The 20,219-nt window shown below is 27.5% G+C and carries 11 protein-coding genes and 1 pseudogene; 5 read left to right on the top strand and 7 right to left on the bottom strand.

The features are described from left to right. Positions 1 to 67 precede the first annotated feature (67 nt). Complete coding sequence (locus tag ERUM_RS03815) at positions 68 to 1,708, top strand: hypothetical protein (protein ID WP_011155385.1); 1,641 nt, start codon at positions 68 to 70, stop codon at positions 1,706 to 1,708. Positions 1,709 to 3,668: 1,960 nt separating this feature from the next. Here the strand turns inward: ERUM_RS03815 and ccmA are convergent. The 3 genes and pseudogenes from ccmA to ERUM_RS04935 all read right to left on the bottom strand — a co-directional run. Continuing rightward, positions 3,669 to 4,298 carry a heme ABC exporter ATP-binding protein CcmA gene (ccmA, locus tag ERUM_RS03810; protein WP_044148688.1) on the bottom strand — a complete coding sequence of 210 codons (630 nt, stop codon included), beginning with the start codon at positions 4,296 to 4,298 and terminating at the stop codon, positions 3,669 to 3,671. Between the two features lie 454 nt (positions 4,299 to 4,752). Further along, complete coding sequence (locus tag ERUM_RS03805) at positions 4,753 to 5,796, bottom strand: COX15/CtaA family protein (protein WP_173358438.1); 1,044 nt, start codon at positions 5,794 to 5,796, stop codon at positions 4,753 to 4,755. A gap of 1,354 nt (positions 5,797 to 7,150) precedes the next feature. Further along, a pseudogene (locus tag ERUM_RS04935) lies at positions 7,151 to 7,342 on the bottom strand (glutamate--tRNA ligase); the annotation flags it as partial. 353 nt (positions 7,343 to 7,695) lie between these two features. Between ERUM_RS04935 and ERUM_RS03800 the strand changes: the two are divergent. Then, positions 7,696 to 8,445 carry a DsbA family protein gene (locus ERUM_RS03800; RefSeq protein ID WP_044148687.1) on the top strand — a complete coding sequence of 250 codons (750 nt, stop codon included), beginning with the start codon at positions 7,696 to 7,698 and terminating at the stop codon, positions 8,443 to 8,445. Between the two features lie 11 nt (positions 8,446 to 8,456). On the opposite strand, the gene ERUM_RS03795 is transcribed toward ERUM_RS03800, so the two are convergent. Together ERUM_RS03795 and hisS are read right to left on the bottom strand one after the other, a co-directional pair. Next, the gene (locus ERUM_RS03795) at positions 8,457 to 11,420 is read right to left on the bottom strand and encodes a hypothetical protein (protein ID WP_011155381.1); all 2,964 of its coding nucleotides are present in this window, start codon (positions 11,418 to 11,420) and stop codon (positions 8,457 to 8,459) included. A gap of 493 nt (positions 11,421 to 11,913) precedes the next feature. Beyond that, the gene (hisS, locus tag ERUM_RS03790) at positions 11,914 to 13,158 is read right to left on the bottom strand and encodes a histidine--tRNA ligase (RefSeq protein WP_011155380.1); all 1,245 of its coding nucleotides are present in this window, start codon (positions 13,156 to 13,158) and stop codon (positions 11,914 to 11,916) included. A gap of 166 nt (positions 13,159 to 13,324) precedes the next feature. Between hisS and purC the strand changes: the two genes are divergently transcribed. Further along, positions 13,325 to 14,077: a phosphoribosylaminoimidazolesuccinocarboxamide synthase gene (gene purC / locus ERUM_RS03785; protein WP_011155379.1), complete on the top strand. Its 753-nt coding sequence runs from the start codon at positions 13,325 to 13,327 to the stop codon at positions 14,075 to 14,077. 377 nt (positions 14,078 to 14,454) lie between these two features. On the opposite strand, the gene dcd is transcribed toward purC, so the two are convergent. Beyond that, on the bottom strand, positions 14,455 to 15,012 hold the full coding sequence (dcd, locus tag ERUM_RS03780; RefSeq protein ID WP_011155378.1) for a dCTP deaminase: 558 nt from the start codon (positions 15,010 to 15,012) through the stop codon (positions 14,455 to 14,457). Between the two features lie 1,154 nt (positions 15,013 to 16,166). Beyond that, positions 16,167 to 16,979: an SDR family oxidoreductase gene (locus ERUM_RS03775; protein WP_044148684.1), complete on the bottom strand. Its 813-nt coding sequence runs from the start codon at positions 16,977 to 16,979 to the stop codon at positions 16,167 to 16,169. Between the two features lie 288 nt (positions 16,980 to 17,267). On the opposite strand from ERUM_RS03775, the gene ERUM_RS03770 reads away from it, so the two are divergent. Both ERUM_RS03770 and ERUM_RS03765 read left to right on the top strand, forming a co-directional pair. After that, positions 17,268 to 17,531, top strand: a complete 264-nt coding sequence (locus ERUM_RS03770) for a cold shock domain-containing protein (protein WP_065433825.1) — start codon at positions 17,268 to 17,270, stop codon at positions 17,529 to 17,531. A gap of 177 nt (positions 17,532 to 17,708) precedes the next feature. Continuing rightward, complete coding sequence (locus ERUM_RS03765) at positions 17,709 to 19,841, top strand: sensor histidine kinase NtrY-like (protein WP_011155375.1); 2,133 nt, start codon at positions 17,709 to 17,711, stop codon at positions 19,839 to 19,841. Positions 19,842 to 20,219 lie beyond the last annotated feature (378 nt).

The raw sequence follows: 20,219 nt of genomic DNA, 5'->3' as shown, positions 1-20,219 counted from the left end.
AAAATTAATTAATATATTAATGTAATTATATTGTTAAAAAAATTTAAATATATAAAAGGATGACATAATGGGAAATGAAGAAGGCAGTTTTGCTGGTATTTCTAAAAAATCATATATTGATGATTCTAAATTTAAAATATCTCTAGGAATTGGTCATGAGGTAGAAGATAGATTATATGCTCGAGAAATAATAGATCTGTTAAAAACTGAACAAGAAAAATTTAATGATTTAAAAACTTGTTTGGTTACGTATGAACGTGATTTGCAGTTTTATAAATTGTTAATATTAGTAGTAAAAGTGTTGAAGAGTGATGATTTAACAATTACATCTTCAAAACAATCTTCTGTTATTAATGCACTAATGAAATCTGTTGTAACGTTATTTAAAGGTAAGGAAGTGTTATTTAATAACACATTCGTTAAAAAATTTATTAATTACGAAGTAATGAGAATTATAGAATTTGTTACTCAAAAAGAAGAGATTTATAAAACTACAGCTGAACGAGTATTACAAGTGAAAGAAAGTAATTATGTTGCAATAAATGTAGCAAATAAAAAAGATACAATGTTAATGGGTATAAGAGATGGCATAACTCAAGAAGAATTTGATCAATATAGACAAGAAATAGATTCAGAAGAATTTGCAAATTTTATGAAGCTAATTGAAACTTGTGTTGAAGTACAATCTGAAAGGGAGAAAATTGATTTACTTAAAGAAAAATGTATACCTGATATGAAGGAAATATTATCTTGTGGAGACCATGTTAATTATAAACTTATTGCTGGATTGATGCAAAAACTTGGTAAAATTTCACGTATAGATATGGTATATGTTAGAAGTTTGGTAAAATACCTTGTTCTTGGAACAAACATTCAAAATACGACATTAACCTTATTACTTGATAAAGTGAAAGATCCTTTGAGGAGCATGTTACTTGGTATTAAGGAGCATTTTGTAGATTCAGAACAAGATGGTCAAAGTAGAAATAGTAGAAAACGTGAAAAGGAAGAATATAAAAAAATAGCTGTAGCTGCTGAACCTTTTTTGACTATGATGCTACCTACGAAGGAAATATGTGACATATGTCAGGAGATATGTGACACTTTAGACATACATTTTCAAAAAATAAATAAAGAAATAGAGTTATTATTATGCAAAACATGTACACGGGCAAATTATGAAATAGTAAAACAAAGAGTTTTAAAATATATTTGTAGCGATATGAAATCAGCCTATTCGTTTATGGAAGAAGATTGTGATGTGAGTGCATGCTTAGATTCAGGTGTGGATAGGGCAAAACTATCAGATCTTTGTTTTCAACGGGATGTAGTATTAGATCGTATGTGTCAAATATCGCAATTATCTTGTAGTGCAAAAGAATTTCCTAATATTGTATGTGATTTTTTAACAGATGATTATATAAATTATGAACAAGCTTTATTGAAATGTAGGAATGCTTTGAAAAGAATGTATCATATTCATTACAGTATGAAATTGGGTGAACCTATTAGTAATACAATTGACATGTTGAAAGAACCAGTATCTTATGTAAATAATATTTGTCAAGAATTAGCACAAGATTTGAGTTTGTTAGGACAAAAAGATAGTGTTGTATATAATCGTCCTACAACAAATGTTGCAGGACCTGTAGGATCTAAAGGTATGTGTTGTTTTTGTTTGTGCAATAGTGCAATCTATGTGAAATAGGATATATGCCATAATTATTAGTGTGATAATATGCTTTTATGTAATATGTAATGTATAGTGTATACTCTATATAGTCTTATAAGGTGCAGTTAACATTTATGTATAACGTATTATAGTACTGATGTCGTTACATCAGGTCACAGCCTTTACATAATGTAGTAGTATATACTACTACATTATGTAAAATTGTTGCAAATACAGTATGTAGGGAACAAGATTTAGTTATTCTATTTCATATTAGTATTTATAAGTAATTTATATAAAAATTATTGTTACTGCTATCTTGATTTATTGTTATTTCTATTATAGAAAATGGTAAAGTATCGTTGCTCCAAAAGAGTTCCAGTATTTACCATAGAAATCTGTTAGAATAGTATTAACCGATATGCTTAATTTTAAGAAATTATAGAGTTATTAAATTTTATGATTTATTTGTTAAATACTGTTGATGCTATGTAACATACACCTCAGTATATTAATAACTTAAAACACAAAAAACAAGTAAAAGTATTTATAGATGTACATAAAATATATATAAGTTCAACTATATTATATTCTTAGATAGTTAATCAGTCTTTACAAATAATCCATATAATTAGTATATAAACTGGTTACTGTTTTACATTCTTTGACTTTTTTGTTTTCAGATAATTGACATTAACAATATAGTAGATGTTTTAAGTATATATAAACTACAAATAGTATAAGATAAAATTATGTTTTTAGATAATTAACTATTACTATGTGAGGTATGAATATTGATAAATAGTTTGTACAATTGTATATAAATTAATTACTAGTTTTACATTCTTTGGCTTTTCTGTCTTCAGATAATTGATATTAACAATGTAGTAGATGTTTTAAGTATATATAAACTACAAATAGTATAAGATAAAGTTATGTTTTTAGATAATTAACTATTACTATGTGAGGTATGAATATTGATAAATAGTTTGTACAATTGTATATAAATTAATTACTAGTTTTACATTCTTTAATTTTTTTGTCTTCAGATAATTGATATTAACAATGTAGTAGATGTTTTAAGTATATATAAACTACAAATAGTATAAGATAAAATTATGTTTTTAGATAATTAACTATTACTATGTGAAGTACGAATATTGATAAATAGTTTGTACAATTGTATATAAATTAATTACTAGTTTTACATTCTTTGACTTTTTTGTTTTCAGATAATTGACATTAACAATATAGTAGATGTTTTAAGTATATATAAACTACAAATAGTATAAGATAAAATTATGTTTTTAGATAATTAACTATTACTATGTGAAGTACGAATATTGATAAATAGTTTGTACAATTGTATATAAATTAATTACTGTTTTACATATTTAAATTTTTAGTGTTTATAGGATTGATTTGAATAGTGTTTACTTAATATTCCATACTATATGTAATGAATACAATTGTAAGATTGTATTTTTAGGTAGAGAATTATTATTAATGTATAACTTAAGGTGCAAAGCTAAATTATTTTAGCTGTTATATATAACTACTGTTGTCTCTTGTTATCTATAAAAGATTGTATTAGTAGTATTGTCAATATTTTATATTGTGTGTGAGAAAATTCCATAAAAGGTATACTCTTTATATAATTTAAAATATAGATATTAGTGAAGATATTTGTTTGTGAGTAATGTATTTACTAATTTACTTACCTCAAGGAGTTGTGCTTATAATGAATTGTTTAAACTATAAAAAAACAAGCATAGTGTCAAAAACTTTATCTATGTGTAAAATACAGTGTTTGTAAGTTAGTAGCCACTATATCACAGATTTTTTAATATGCAGAAAGTTGGAGGGTTGTGAATATTAATATTATTATTATTATTATTATTATGTAACGATAGAAAGTATGTTATTTTGTTGCATGAATTTATATTGAAATAGTATTACATACTATTAGTAATTATACAGCATTGATATGGGCTGTTTATGTTTGAATTGTAGATTTATTAGCAAATGATTCGAGATTTATAACATTGCACTCCCCATATGCTTCTCTTGTATTATGATCAGATACAATCACTATTCCATTTTGTTTTAGTCTCGTAAGAATAAGTTCTAATATTAACTCTTTTGTATGGGTATCAAGATGTGTGAAAGGCTCATCGATAATCCATATGTTAGTATTATATATAAGCAATCTTGATAAAGCTACTCTTCTTTTCCATCCAGCTGATAAGTATTTATATTTTATATCGAGTACTAGTTGTAGCTCAAAAAAGCATATTGTTGCTGCTATTAATTCGTGGGAATTCTTTATGTTTGCCCAGAATTCTATATTTTCTAGTACTGTAAGGTTGTCATTACAAAAATTTTTATGCCCTATATAGGTAATAGATGTAAAATAAGTGTCGGAGTCATGAATATTTTCTCCATTGTATTTTATGTTGCCATGTGTTATGGGAATTAGTCCTGCAAGCAATCTTAGTAAACTCGTTTTTCCAGTACCATTACTTCCTATTACCAGGGTGAGAAAATTTTTCTTTGTAGTAAAACTCAACTGAGAAAATAAGCACTTGTTATTTCTAATACAAAGCAGGTCAATACATTCTAACATATTTTTATACATTGCTAGAGTTATATTTTAATATTAGTTCTTTGCAGATAGGTCAACAATTTTATTCTATAATATTGTGGGTTCAGTGTATCATTATTATCTGTATCTGTTTTTTTATTTGATAATTATGTAGTTGCAAAAAGGAAAGTAATTAGTGTTTAATACAAATTGTAATATTTTGCATATTTCTGCAATGTGTACAGCGTACTAAGGAACATATTGTACCTATATAATACAGTACTTGTACTCAGATTTACACTTTTCTTTAGTGTACAAATAGTGTTATTCCATAATCACTTGTTATATAACAAAAAAAACGGGGAATTAATTAGTTATAAATATAATATTTATGCATTTCATATTATAAAGTCATGATATATTAAAAAAGGATATATAGCAATAACAGCACTTTTTATATAAATTACCTAATAAACACTAATATGAAATAGAGTAATTAAATCTTGTTCTTTACATACTGTATTTGCAACAATTTTACATAATGTAGTAGATATATACTGCTAGCAAAGAGTATAAAGGCTGTAACCTGATGTAACGAAGCCAGTATTATAGGTACGTTATATATAAATGTTAATATGCCTAATGTTAATTGTATTAGTAAAAGCGCTAATAATAAGTACATAGGAAAAATTCTTACTTTTAATACTAATAATGTAATAACGACAATGATTAAAATAAGTAGAGCAATTACTTCATGTATAAACTGTACTGTAATAGGATTATTATAAATATTATGCCACCATGGTTTAATAAATAACAAATCGTTTAATCCTACTTTGTCTGATAGGAAAGGAATATCTTTACTTAATAATCCAGCATTTAACCCAGCTACTAAAGCACCACACGTTATTTGTATAGTAATCAACGAGATGATTATATAAAAAACTGACGTATTAGTAACTTTAATATTACATTTTATTTGATGTACAACAGACAATAAAAAATGCTTCCATAAAAGATAAAAAATTGCTAATGCTAACAGCAAATGCATAGCTAATCTGTAATGACTAACATGTGGGCGATCGATTAAACCACTTTTAACCATATACCATCCCATTACTCCCTGTACTAATATTAAAAAAGCTATTAATATGAAACGATGTATTAAATTTTTACTTAGTTTTTGTTTATACATAAAGTATAAAAATGGAATTAAAAACACCAAACCAACAATCCTTCCAAGTAATCGATGGAAATATTCTATTAAATACAGTTTTTTGAATTCTGTTAAAGTAATATTGGAAGTAATATATTTATATTCTGGAGTAGCCATATACTTTATTTTTTCTGCTATCCACATCTTTTCAGTAACTGGTGGGAATATTCCTATTACAGGATTCCATTCTGTGATTGATAAACCAGAGTGGGTGAGGCGTGTTATTCCTCCAATAAAAACCATTACTAATATTCCTATGCAACATATACATAACCATATTTTCACGCCAGTACATACATTTTCAGAATTATTAATAATATTCATACTAGAATCCACAGTGGTTTTTGATATTATATGCACAAAATAATCTTGTTTCTCATATAATTTAACAAAAATTCTAATTATTATTAATGCATAGAATAATATTCGTGAATTATGATTGTTTATAGATAAGATTATATCAATCAGAAAGATATAGCATAATATGTACTGTATTATTTTAATAGTTAAGACTAGTTTAGTGCATTTGCTGATCAGTATAACTTGAGGATACTTTTAATGATTGTCTAATGTATTTTTTGTATAAAATACTTATATCAGGTACTATAGCAATGTTTATGAGATAGGGAAAATTTATTACACTTCTCTAATGCCTTTTGTAATAAAGAGATATAATCAGAAAAACCTTAAGTAATACAAAATAGTTGCTGTATATGGCTTTCAAACAATATATATTTAACTAGCTTTTTTCAATATTAAGATGAAAATCCTATTATTTTGCAGTTGTGTAACTCCAACGTTAATGTTGAAATAATTCTATTATTTATGCAATTATTCATTGATCTCTACTATATTGAAGGGTAATACAAAATTTTTTATCACGAGTAACATTGTTTATAATATGTTATCTTTCACAATATTGTCTGTTCCATGAATTTACCAAAGTTTAAAACATGCATAATTACTGAAAGCAAGTTTATCAATTGAATCTCAAATCAAGGTAATAGATTTATATTTCAATAGTTTTAAGTTTTCCTAGGATAATATTCCTTTTACTAATATATATGATTATATGTGTTTGTAATAGTTAATGTTTTGGATTTTGATTCTGTTCTTTGGCTAATATAGTATTTATGAGCCATTACTAAATGCGTGATAATACATCTTATTTTTAGAGATAAACCTATACTTAGTAATATTGCTAATTTTTTTTCTGCTTAATCTAATACGGAATATTAATAAATTATGCACATGTTAAAATCTTTTTCTACTTAATTATCTATTACTTAATATTTATAGGAGTATCAGTATTTATTTGATTATTTTGATGGCATACTTATATTAAAACTTAGAATGTGTTGTACAATACTTTTCAGTTATCCATTATCACTAACACTTTAATATTATTAATTACCTATGCTACTTAGCCAAAAACAATTAAATTGTTAATTAAAATTATTTTCTGCTTTCTATTAAAATAGTAGAATTAGCGAGTCTTAATTTTTTTCAAATTGTGTATTTAATAACATACTGTAATGCATTATTAAATCAATTACAGTTTAAAATTGAGGTAATAAGTGACGTTAGAACAAGTACTGATACTGTAAAAATTGGAACTTTTTTCAATTTTCGAGATTGATTATACATAGTATTACTATGTAGGAATATTGAATTCAATATGGTTAGATTCTCTAATTATAAGAGATTCTTGATCAAAAGAAATTGGAATATCTTCAACATAAAATAGGGACTCATTTGCTAAATTAACTAAATTTTTTGTTCTCTTTTTTAGTTCATTAATTCCATTTAGTAGATAGCCTATTTTCTCTGTATTGACTTTATATCCTATTGTTTTCTCTATGAATATTATATCAAATTTAATCTTGTAAAGTATAAAACCTTGGTTCTTTATTTACTGTAATGAAAGTATAATTATTCTTAATTTACTCTAAAATATACAATAAGAAGTTATATCTATTTTTTTATATTTATTACTTAATGACTCATATATCTATGATTGCATTGTAATTATATTAGTAAATCTAGTGTCATGGATGATCTGTATCTCACTACTGATTTAGTTACTGTTGTTTTTTGTATAAATGATAATAAACTTATTACAAATTGTTTTATGGCAAAATTTCAATAATATTTGTTTTTCATATATTGACTTCAGTATAAATTTATAGTAGCTTTAGCACTCTATCTTTTACCAGGTTTATGATGATAAGAATCTTTCTTTTGTTAGGCTTAGTATTATTAGTAGCAAGTTTTCCACTATTAAATAACTGGCTATCTAATCATTCTGGTAAGTCTACTACATTGGATAAGGATGCAGTTATATCTATAGTTGAGGAATATATAACCAATTATCCTCAGAGGGTAATAGATTTACTCACTACAGGCCAAGCACAAGCAGAAAGAGCAGAGCTTACTGAAAATATCAAAAAATATAAATCTGAGCTTGAAGATATTGCATACCCATCTGCTGGCAATAAAGACAGTAAAGTTGCATTTATTGAGTTCTTTGATTACTCTTGTGGTTATTGTAAAATGATGTTTGAAGATATAAAACAAATTGTAAAAGATGGTAAGGTACGTGTTATTTTTAGAGATTTTCCAATACTTGGCGAGTCGTCGTTAAAGGCTGTTAAAGCAGCATTGGCTATACATCTTATCAATCCAAGTAAGTATCTGGACTTCTATTATGCAGCATTAAATCATAAACAGCCATTTAATGATGAATCTATACTTAATATAGTTAAATCACTTGAAATTTCAGAAGAGGAATTTAAAGATTCTTTATCTAAAAATTCTAGTACTATTGATAAGATGATAGAGTCCACTAGAAATCTGGCTGAGAAGTTAAATATTAGAGGTACTCCTGCTCTTATAATAGGTGATGCATTCATTGGGGGAGCTGCAGATTTATCAACTTTAAGAAGTAAAATAGTAGAACAGCAGGAACAATAAAGCTTCTTTCCTTAATGAAGGGTGTTATCTGTGCTATTTATAGAAGGGTTTTTAGGGTCTTCAGTGATTGTTATTGTGTTGGGAACACCTTCTTCCATATCTTCTGCATTATTGTTTTCATCAGTAATGGTGTAGGTTTTGCTGCATATGATTCCATAAGCTATCATTGATAGTGCAATAATGGCACTTGCTATAGCAATAATATTAATTATTATATCTTTATTATTAACCTCACAGTGGTATAACAATGATATTGTTATAATACTAAAAAGTATAATTAATGCTGCTGCAAATACACAACATAGGGTTTTTTTGGGATATGGTGGTTGAGCTGTTTTTTTTGTATGACTGCTAATACTATGGCTATCATATGTATCAGTTATGTGACCTTCACTTTCTTTAGTACTAGTGTGAGGGTAGTGAATTGCTAAAGCTTGTGCTGTAGCGTATATATTAGGAATATATAATTGATCCATGGAAAATCCCTTAGCTAACAATGATACAAGTTGTATATCTTGATCAATTGAAAATTTTAATTGATCACTCAATGCATTATTACCAACCTGTTTAACTACATCATGTGATAGGCAAATATTTCCATTTTTATCAACTAAAGGACAAACTAACTTTTGTATATCGAAAGGAGAGAGCCATTGTGATGTTGTAGATGCTGATGACACACTATCCCAAGAAACACACTCCTGAAGTCCTTCTTCAAATGCTCTGAGTAGTGGATATTGTAGGTTCTTAGCACTATTACACAATAGATCTATATTTCGTACTACAGAACTTGAAACTAGAATATTAAATAATAAAAATTGTATGGAAGATGTTTGGGCTGTACATAAATATTGAGAAAATTGCTCATCACTGAAAGAACTTACATAACATGCAGCTAATTGTAGGGTACGACTAAACAAAGAAATGTCAAAGTTTTGGCATGATATTTCCCTTGTTTCCGTAGTACGTACCAACTGCATACGTAATACAACCTCCCTTATTGTTTTATTGCAGAACTCAGTACTGTACAGTGTATCTTGTGTTGTTACTATATGATCTGTATCGACACCTAATTCCTCTGAAAAAGAATCAAGGACATTATGTATTGTCATATAGTTGTGAAAAGGTTCAGCATTGGCTTTTGCAAAATCATCAGCTGATGCATAACAGTATATGTTATTTACATCGCTGTTTAGTAGATTTGCTAGTAAAGAAAGTGTTATATAAAACTTATTAATACCTGATGTTACACGTGATAATAAGGTTTCAGGGTTGTTATAAGCAACATATGCAATATCAAATAATCTTGTAATGCAAGATTTTTCTAAAAAATTACCAAAACATAGCTTTAATAAAATTATTAGTACACTGCTAGAATAGTGTTCCGGATCAAGAGAATGTTGCCCTAATACTCTACACATTATAACTGCGATTTGTCGAGCTTTTCTTTCATTAACAGTACTACAACAAGCTATCATGTGATATGGTAATTGTGTATTGCCTAATATGTATGGTACACCTTCATTCAATGTTAGGTGTTGCAATAACATGACCATGTTATTTGGTATAATCTGAGTATTTTGATTATATATATTAACTGTGCTACAATGTAACTTTGCTTGAATTTCATTAAAAAGTACTTCATACCCCCGAAGTAATTTGGTATGTTTTTTATGTGAGGCATTTGCGATCTTTACTAAGAAATTGTAACATGTATCATAACATTCTTTTATTTGTGAAGCTGGTAATTTTAGATGGAATGCGGAATAATAACAAAGGGCTAGTAACTCTAACAAATGTCCTGATAATTGTTTGTTAGCTCCATGTAATTCTGTTAATATGTCTCTATGGTCTTCACTTTGCGAAATAAACTTTTGTAATAGTACTTCCTTATATATTGCACTTATGACATGTAATATATTTAACTTTATGGCATGAGTAGTATTAAGTGTACTGTGTATTGCATGTGAGATATCGCAACTAACAAAACTAGTGTTATTGCGTGGGATAATTTGAAATGTACTTGTTGTTTGTAAGTTTTCAAAGGTTCTCATTGTACAGTTAATGTCTTGAGAAAGAGATGCTGACATTAAGTACTCTGGATTGCAGATAGAGAGACAATCCTGGTACATTGCATAGAAAATATCCTGATAGGCATTAAGTATTAATCTAGTTAACTTGCCAACATTTTTGTTTTCGTATACTGTATTAGATAAAGATGGGTCATATGCACCACTTATTGGAGTAAGTATAGCAGGCATTTCCTTCTGGAATTTATTACTAAAGATACTACTGTGAGTTTCTCCAAAATACCTAATAGCATCCTTATATATTAACATTACAAGAAATTTCCTAACCTTTGCTTGATCTATAGGTTTGTTTAGTTTAGCTGCTATTTTTAAATAGTTAGCTTTAACTATTTTTATCTGGTAGCAGATCTGTTGTTGGATATCATAGTAATCAATGCCTAAAACAACTTTGGTAAAGGTTGTTATATTGCTTATAAATTGAGGATCATTTATATCTATGGCTTCCTCCTCCATATGCATAACAGCCTTGCAGGTTTTTGTAATATCTTCTATTACACTAGTAGCGATCTGTTCATCAGTATTATATGGATTAGCAAACATGCTCTGATATATGGTACTAAACATACGATATATTCCATACATCTGCAGAACATAGGATAAAACTTCTTTATCCTTAGGACTTGATGCAGATTGCCTTTGCAAAGTATGAAAAATGATGAAATTTCTAGGGTCAGGATGTGCAATATTAAAATGAATACAAAAATTGTCGATAATCTGAGGTTCTTCTGCACCAGTATCAATATAAGAAGCAACATTTTGATGAAAAGATGTAAGGATGGTGAGAGCAGCTAAAATTTCTTGATCATTAAAACCATGTTTACGTAGACAATCTAAAAAAATGCTTTTTCTTGCTAAAATGTACTGTTTGAATTTTGGATGTAACACAACACTACCTATAAAAATATGTAATACTAGCTTTCTTTATACCACCGAGGAATTTAAAGAATAATAAATTGACATAATAGCTACCAACATATAATCAACTTATTATAATAATAAGTAATAGAGATAAAAATCTTCAGTATAAGAAATAAATACTATCAATATGCATAAACCCTCACTCTAGTAGAATTTTAATATATAACTATTAAGTAAGCAAGTACTTATTCACTTGTACTTACCATAAGTAGTATTGTTTTACATAGAAAGACTATTTGTAAGCGCTTACTTAATATTGCCTTATTAAGAGATAATGTTGGAACAGAATAAGGAAAAAGGACTATAATTAATATTAAGGAGATGAAATTCTAATCATACAAGAAGAATAAAATAGATAAGAAACAATATTACTACAAATTGCAAATCTGTACACAGCTTTAATGTTAAAGTAAGCCTAGAATAAAAATGCAAAAAAGGATTGACTTAAATGTAAACTTTATTACACAATTCTATATAGTAAATTATCCAATAAGTCACATACAGCAACATTTTGTTGATCACCAGTTTTCATATCTTTTACTTTTACTGTGTTGCTTTGGAGTTCTTCGTCTCCAAAAATCAAAACTATGTCAGTGTCATTTGCTTTTCTTAATTCGTTTTTGAGACTAGTACCTCTATAATTATTCCAACATACGTGTATCCCTTTACACCGCAATTCATATGCAAGCTTAATAGCGTAGGATATTGCATCATCTCCTATAGGTATTAACACTATACGCTTAGGTTTTTTATGCTCATAATCTATTAAAGCACTGAGTCTCTCAACACCTGCTGCAAAACCAATTGCAGGTGTACTATGTCCGCCCATAGATTTTACTAATCCATCGTATCTACCACCAGCAATTACTGAATTTTGGGATCCTAACTCGGAAGTTGTAAACTCAAAAACTGTCTTACAATAGTAATCCAAGCCTCTAACTATATTATGATTTATCACATAATTAATGGACAAATTATCCAAGCCATCCAAAACTTCTTTAAAAAAGTTTTGTGAATTTTGATTATAGAAGTCAGAAATACTAGGAGCATTAAGTAAAATTTTACAATCTTCAGGAGATTTCGAATCTAATATCCTCAACGGATTGACAACAAGTCTACGTTGACTATCTTCTGATAGATCTTTTTGATATTTATTTAGATACTCTACAAGATGTATTTTATATGAGTTTATAGTTTCTTGGTCACCTAAAAAATTAATTTCTAGTTTTATACGGTCCGATAATTTTAGCTCACTTAAGATATTATAACATAAAGATATCATCTCAACATCTGCAATTGGACTATCACTTCCAAAAAATTCGAAATTAATTTGATGAAATTGCCTTTGACGACATTTCTGAGGTCTTTCATAACGAAATACAGGGCCACTAGAAAATAACTTTACAGGAATAGTTAAATTTTTACTAATAAGTAACCTTACAATAGCTGATGTAAACTCTGGTCTTAGTGTTATATCTTCTCCAGCCTTATCTTTAAAATTATACATTTCTTTAGTTACAATATCAGATGTGTTTCCCAATTTAGTAAATACTTCTGTAAACTCAATAATTGGAGTATCAACAGGTATAAATCCATATCTACTTGCTATTGTTTGAGCTAAATGTTGTATATATTGAAATTTATACAGCTCGTCATCTAACAAATCTTTAGTACCTCTAACTTCTCTCAATTTATTATGTTGCATAAGATTGCTCCCCGTATTGGCCTATCTAATCTCTGTAATTTTACAACTATATACACATTATTTTCATCAATCTACAAAAACACATATAATATAAAGAACTATTAAGTACACGATACATTGGTTAATATAAAAAAGGCAGTTGCTAAAACGCTTATAGAAATATACAATGAGCCCTTATATTTACCAGAAAATACATATGGTACAAAAAATTTACGAAGGAAAAGCAAAAATTATATTTTCAACTTCTAAGTCTACAGAGGTTATACAGCACTTTAAAGATAATATAACTGCATTTAACAATAAAAAAGCTGATATTATTCCAGAAAAAGGAGTAGTGAATAACTATATAAGTGCATTTATAATGAAAAAGCTGACATCTACAGGTATAAAAACACATTTTATATCTTTGTTAAATGATAGAGAACAGTTAATAAAGCATGTTACAATCATACCAATTGAAGTTGTTGTAAGGAATACATCAGCTGGTAATTTTAGTAAAAGATTCAATATGAAAGATGGAATAACATTTAGATTACCTATTCTTGAATTTTATTATAAAGATGACGAATTACATGATCCTATGATCAGTGAAAGCCATATTTTAAGTTTTCAATTACTAACATCATATGAGCTGGATATGATAAAAAAGCTATCACTTCATATAAACGATGTTCTAAGCAAACTTTTTTTGGACGTGAATATTAAATTAGTAGATTTTAAACTAGAATTTGGCAGGTTATACAATAATCAAACTGAGCTACTTCTAGCTGATGAAATAAGTCCTGATACATGTAGGCTTTGGGATATATCAACTAATGAAAAGTTAGATAAAGATTGTTATCGACTTGATCTTGGAAATGTAATCGAGAGATATAAGGAAGTTGCACAAAGACTACATGCTATCCCAAGTTCTACTTGATAAGGTGTACACATTGTTAAAAAAAGCAATACATCAAGACTATATATAAGTTTAATTGGTAAACTATAAATTTCATTTGATGCTTAATATTAAATTTATTAGAGATAATTAATATATAAAACTAGAAAGGAAAAATTTTTTTCCAATATATTAAGCAATACCGTTTTATAACTTCTAAAATTTAGATTAACTACAGTAAAAAGTCGATTGGAATTTAGCATATGTATATAATAAAAGATTTTATTTAATTATTGCCAAGTATTTTAATGTGTAATATTAGCAAAGTGATTTTAATTATTAAAGTGGTTTGATGTACTTCTATTATACAAGTAGCTAGTGTAATGGTAAGTTTACTGTGAGTACAATAACTTAATTTATTACTTAACAATAGGTAAAGTTACACCTAATTGGTTCATGTATTTTCCTTTTAACTCGTTATATGATGCACTACATTCACTATCTCCTTTTAAGAAAATGAATTGGCAAGCTCCTTCAAAAGCATAGATTTTTGCAGGTAGCGGTGTAGTATTTGAAAATTCTAATGTCACATATCCTTCCCACCCTGGTTCTAGAGGGGTTACATTAACGATAATACCACATCTTGCATAAGTTGACTTACCTACACATATTACAAGCACATCTTTTGGTATTCTAAAATATTCTACAGTTTTTGCTAATACGAAACTGTTAGGTGGGATAATACACACATCTTCTTCTTTGTTAACAAAACTTCCTAAAGGGAAATTTTTAGGATCAACTGTTACTGAATTGACATTTGTGAATATTTTAAATTTATTGTCTATTCTTGCATCATACCCATAAGATGATAGACCATATGATAAAACGCCACTACTCTTCTTGTGATCAGTAAATGGGTTAATCATCTTGTCTTTTATAGCCTTATCTTTTATCCAATGATCTGGCATGACTGACATATTTGGTCCTCATATAACGTGATATCTAGATGGCAAGTAACACATTTACAATTAATCATTAATCAATGCAAGTTTAAAATCAATGTGTGCATGTATGGTGTTAGACATTAATAATGTAATTAATTTATAACTCATAGTATATCATAAATACAAATGCACTTAAAAGCTATCTCATAATACATTGAAATGGTTATATTATTCATGTTTTGCCTATGTAAAAATTTTTTTTCAGTATGGGTTTCTATATTAGTTATTATTTCTACTGAAGTATATGTATATTGATATAATATATATGTAATTATGGAGTGTCTTTGTGATGATTTTTAGTGAGGTGGTATATAAATATATAAGATATCAAAGTGTATGATCATTAATTATAGACAAGAGTTAGTTTACTTAGCTAGGTGTTATAATTTATTTGAAAGGTATAATTTCATTATAATCTAGTAATATGTAAAACTATATCGAATTCGGAGATATATAACTTTGCTATTAATGTAGGAGTGGTATTAAAATAGTATTGATTTAATGTGATGAATTCTTAATTAAATAGCTTTTTATAATATAGGTTCACAGTATCTTAAGTTAATTTTATACTGTATGGTAGGTATTAATCGATTAGTTAATATGATACTAGTATAACTTGCTTAGGTTATTACTTACTCTGATGTTGCTAAAATTTCTTTATTACTAGGTTTTATAAACTGTGTACATGGATCGAATATTGATTATGTATATCTGAATCTACTTTAGGTTATTTATTATATTTTTTTATTTATTAAAGTACTCATTTTTTGTAGGAAAAATGTTTAATCAATTTTCTTGAATTCAGAATAAAAAATCTTTTTCAGATATATTATCATTCATACCTAAACCATATGTTTTTGTACTATTAATATTACAATTGTTCTAGATAAAGCTATTGTTTATGCTTTAAAAATTTTTTTCTATACTAGTTAAATTTTATATACTCTTATGGTGAAGTTATTGGTAAAGATATGTTTTTGTATTGTTTACGTATGATATAATGTATGTTTTTTTAATTAATTGAGTTTTTAGAGTTTGTTTGAGTTTCTGTAATACTGTGGGATGCTAACTTTTTTATTCTCAAGTTGCTTTTTGTGTTTTCTATATCAGGTATTTCTGCTGATGTTTTAAAATTTTTCTGTGTTAATTAAGCTTTGTAAACCTTGTATATAGGTGGGATATTTTAAAGATACATCTAGCTCATGTTTTATTTTAAGGTTACTTACTAGTTTGTTTTCTGTGTAAAATCTTTTCATACTATCTGGTAAATCCTCAAACGTAACGGGTTTTGGTGGATCTATGTTTAATAGTTGAGCTCCATATTTAATGACATTTAAATATGAATCTGGTAGGTCATCTGAACAATTATAGATACTATTAGGGTTTGGTTGATGTATTGATGTAAATAAAATATTTGCTATATCATCTACATGTATACGGGAAAACATAATATCACTGATAATATATCTTACATTGTTTTGTATTAGGTTGCGTAATACATTTCTGTGTGGGCCGTATATACCAGATAATCTGAATATATGTGTGGGTAAGTTAGAGTTGAGCCAGAGTTTTTCTTTGTTTAAACGATGAATGCCGGAGCTGGTTGATGGATTTGTAATAGATGTTTCGTTAACCCAATTACCATTATGATTTCCGTATACATTTGTTGCTGATAGATACCCTAACCAATGAATATTTTTTAAGAGTAAGTGGTATTTTTCAAGAATATTGTCTCCTTCTGGAGGGATTGATATAAGTACATGAGTGACATCACTAAATATTGATTCTGGTAATGGGAAATTGTAATCTAATATATTTACGTTTTTATCTTGTGTTTTCTTTTTATGAAATGATGTTCCGCTTACTTTCCATTTAAGAGGTAGTAATTTTTGTGCAAGGAAGCTAGCTGTGTATCCATATCCAAAGCAAAACAAATGCATAACTGTGTAATGTCGTATTGGATTAATCACTTGCTATATCTAATTTTAATAAAAGTCAACTAAATTATTAATATTATTTAAATATTGCAGTATAATAGTAATTTTATACCTAGTATCAACGCTGTAATGTAGATATTCTTGAGACTAGTCTACTAATTTTTTCTTGCAAAAAATATATTAACCTTTACTCTTAATCCAACATAGTATTATATATTCTAATACATGGTATTTTAATGTATTATTGGTAGTGTAGTATATGTTTTTATGTTAATTTTTAAGGATTGTTTAATGTCTCAACGGTTGGTAGATGACTCAATTTACACTGGGTATGTAAAGTGGTTTAGTTCAGAAAAGGGTTATGGATTTATTCGTAAAGACCATGGTGATAAAGTAAAAAATATAGGTCAAGATGTGAAAGATATTTTTGTTCATATTACTGCATTACAAAAAAGTAGAATTAGTGAGTTGAAAGAAGGTCAAAAAGTTAAGTATCAGCTTGATAAAAATAATGGAAAGTTCTCAGCAATTAACCTCGAAGTTTTAGAATGCTAAGATAAAATTATGCGCTATGAGTATTTTTTATTATTTGGTTATATGAAAAAATTTGTAGCGTTCTTTATTTTTTACAAATATTCTAAATATAGGTTCCTTTAGGCATGTTATAGTGTGTCATAGGCCTAAGAACTAATTGTTTTTGTATAAGTTAGTTCATCACCGTTTGATACTCTAATGAAAAACTGGTTTATAAAGGTATATCGCAGCATAAATAAGTTAAAATTTTTTAAAATTGTTGCTTCATTTCTAGCTATATCTATTTTTCTGTTTTCTGTTATAACTTATTGTGTTGTTTTCCATCATGATGATCCACTTGGGCCTGATCATAGTAAAGCTATTAAATTAATATTTTTTGATTTAATATTATTTTTATTATTAATTACAAGTGTATCTTATAAGCTGATTAATATATGGATACAGAGGAAGAGAGGACGTTTAGGCTCACATTTGCAAACACGAATTGTGTTAATGTTTTCTGTGGTAGCTGTTATTCCTACTATTATTATATCTGGATTTTCTAGCTTGTTTTTTAATTATAGTATTCAAGCTTGGTTTAATGAAAGGGTAGAAACTGCTATGCATCAATCTATAAAAGTAGCAGAAGCCTATCTTAGAGAGCAGAAGAGAAATATTCGTTCTGATATCTTAGCTATATCGCATTATGTATCTGGTAATAAAGGACTATTATATTATGATAAAGGATATTTGCAGGATGTTGTTCAGTCTGAAGCAGATCTATTAGGATTATCAGAAGTATTGATTTTTCAACCAGGTAGAGTGATAGCAAGTAGTAAATTTAGCTTTGCTTTAAGTTTTGATATGATTCCATGGTATGGTTTAGAAACAATAGATGATGATAAAGTGATTATAATAACACAAGAAAATATGATACGTGCTTTTTTGTTAATTGATGGGTTCTCATCTACGTATATTATGGTTGGCCGTATTATAGATATGAAAGTGTCTTCTCACTTATCTGCAACTAAGGGAGCTGTTAAATCTTATAGAGATTTACAATCTCAGATATCGTCGTTGCAAGTTCAATTTTCAATGATATTTATTTTAATATCATTGTTATTATTATTTACTGCGATTTGGTATGGTATTAATTTTTCTGGTGATATAGTTCGTCCATTATTGGATTTGTTTTATGCTACAAGGAAAGTTCAAAAGGGTGATTTATCTTTTAAAATAGAAGAAGGTAAAATTGGACAAGAAATGTCTACGCTTGTGCGTGCATTTAACCAGATGACATCACAACTTAATACTCAACGTTCTCAGTTAATAAAGTTATATCAGGATATGAATGAAAGGAGAGAGTTTATAGAAGCTGTATTGTCAGGTATTTCTTCTGGGATAATAGCTGTAAATTGTGCAGGTGTTATTACTTTAATGAATGATAAGGCAAAAGAATTGTTAGCTCCTGAAGTGTTAAATGTAGAACTTGATAGTGTTTTTCCTGAAATATCTGAGTTGATAACAAGCAATAAGATGAAAGATGAAGTGATTGTAATTAGAAATAAAAAATCTTTTACTTTGTCTGTACGCATTAAAGTATTAGGCAGTGTTACAAAAGGATATATTATTACGTTTGATGATATTTCAAGTTTAGTTGAAGCACAGAGATCAGCAGCATGGTCTGATGTTGCAAGAAGAATAGCACATGAAATAAAAAATCCTATTACTCCAATATATCTTGCTGCTGAAAGATTGAATAGCAAATATAAAAAAGAAATTGTATCTGACCAGGAAAGTTTTTCCAGGTATGTTGATACAATTATTCGTCATGTTACAAGTATTAGAGGGATTGTTGATGAATTTGCTAAATTTGCAAGGATGTCAGATCCTGTATTGGTTAAGCATGATATTTGTAATGTTATAAGGGATTTAGTATCCTCCGGGCAATTTAGCTGTGATCTTGTAGATTATAATTTTAATGTACCAGATAAGCCAATTTTTGTAGTATTAGATAAAAGTCAAATTAATCATGTATTTATTAATTTATTTAAAAATGCATGTGAGTCTATTGAAATTAAACATAATGTACATGGTAAAATAACTATTAGTGTAGTTGAAGATGATGATCAAGTTTACGTACAAGTACAAGATAATGGAATTGGTTTTCCAGAAGAGCTTATAGAAAAACTTACAGAACCTTATGTAACAACTCGTAGTCAAGGAACGGGATTAGGTTTATCTATAGTAAAAAAAATATTAGATGAGCATCATGCATCAATAAATTTTTATAATATAGAGGATGGTGGTATGGTTAAATTAACATTTATAAAATGTTTAGATAATGGATAAAATACACTTTAAGTAGTCAATAGTACAGATAGTAATCATTGTGTAATAAATTTGATTTTTTTATTAACAATGGTGTTACACAGATTTTTAGCCATCTATTGATGTATTTATATAGAATTTTATTCCAATAGTTATTAATATATATATAACGTCATTCTATGTTTATATAAGATATTTGTAATATTAGATGTGTAAAACTTATATCTTTATATATGTAGTAGATTATAAAAGTTTATTTTGTATTGTTAAAGATTATCAGTAACTAAAGTTTATAAGTGTATTGTGTTAAAAATGTTACATGATATTTTGTTATTAGTATGAAATAAATAGGATAAGTATGCTAGTAGATAAAAAATAAACGCGTAATATTTTGGAAGG

The sequence above is a fragment of the Ehrlichia ruminantium str. Welgevonden genome (assembly GCF_000026005.1).
GTDB classification, from domain to species: Bacteria; Pseudomonadota; Alphaproteobacteria; order Rickettsiales; family Anaplasmataceae; genus Ehrlichia; species Ehrlichia ruminantium.
Note: the sequence above shows the minus strand (reverse complement) of the source record. Positions and strands in the feature narration are given on the sequence as shown.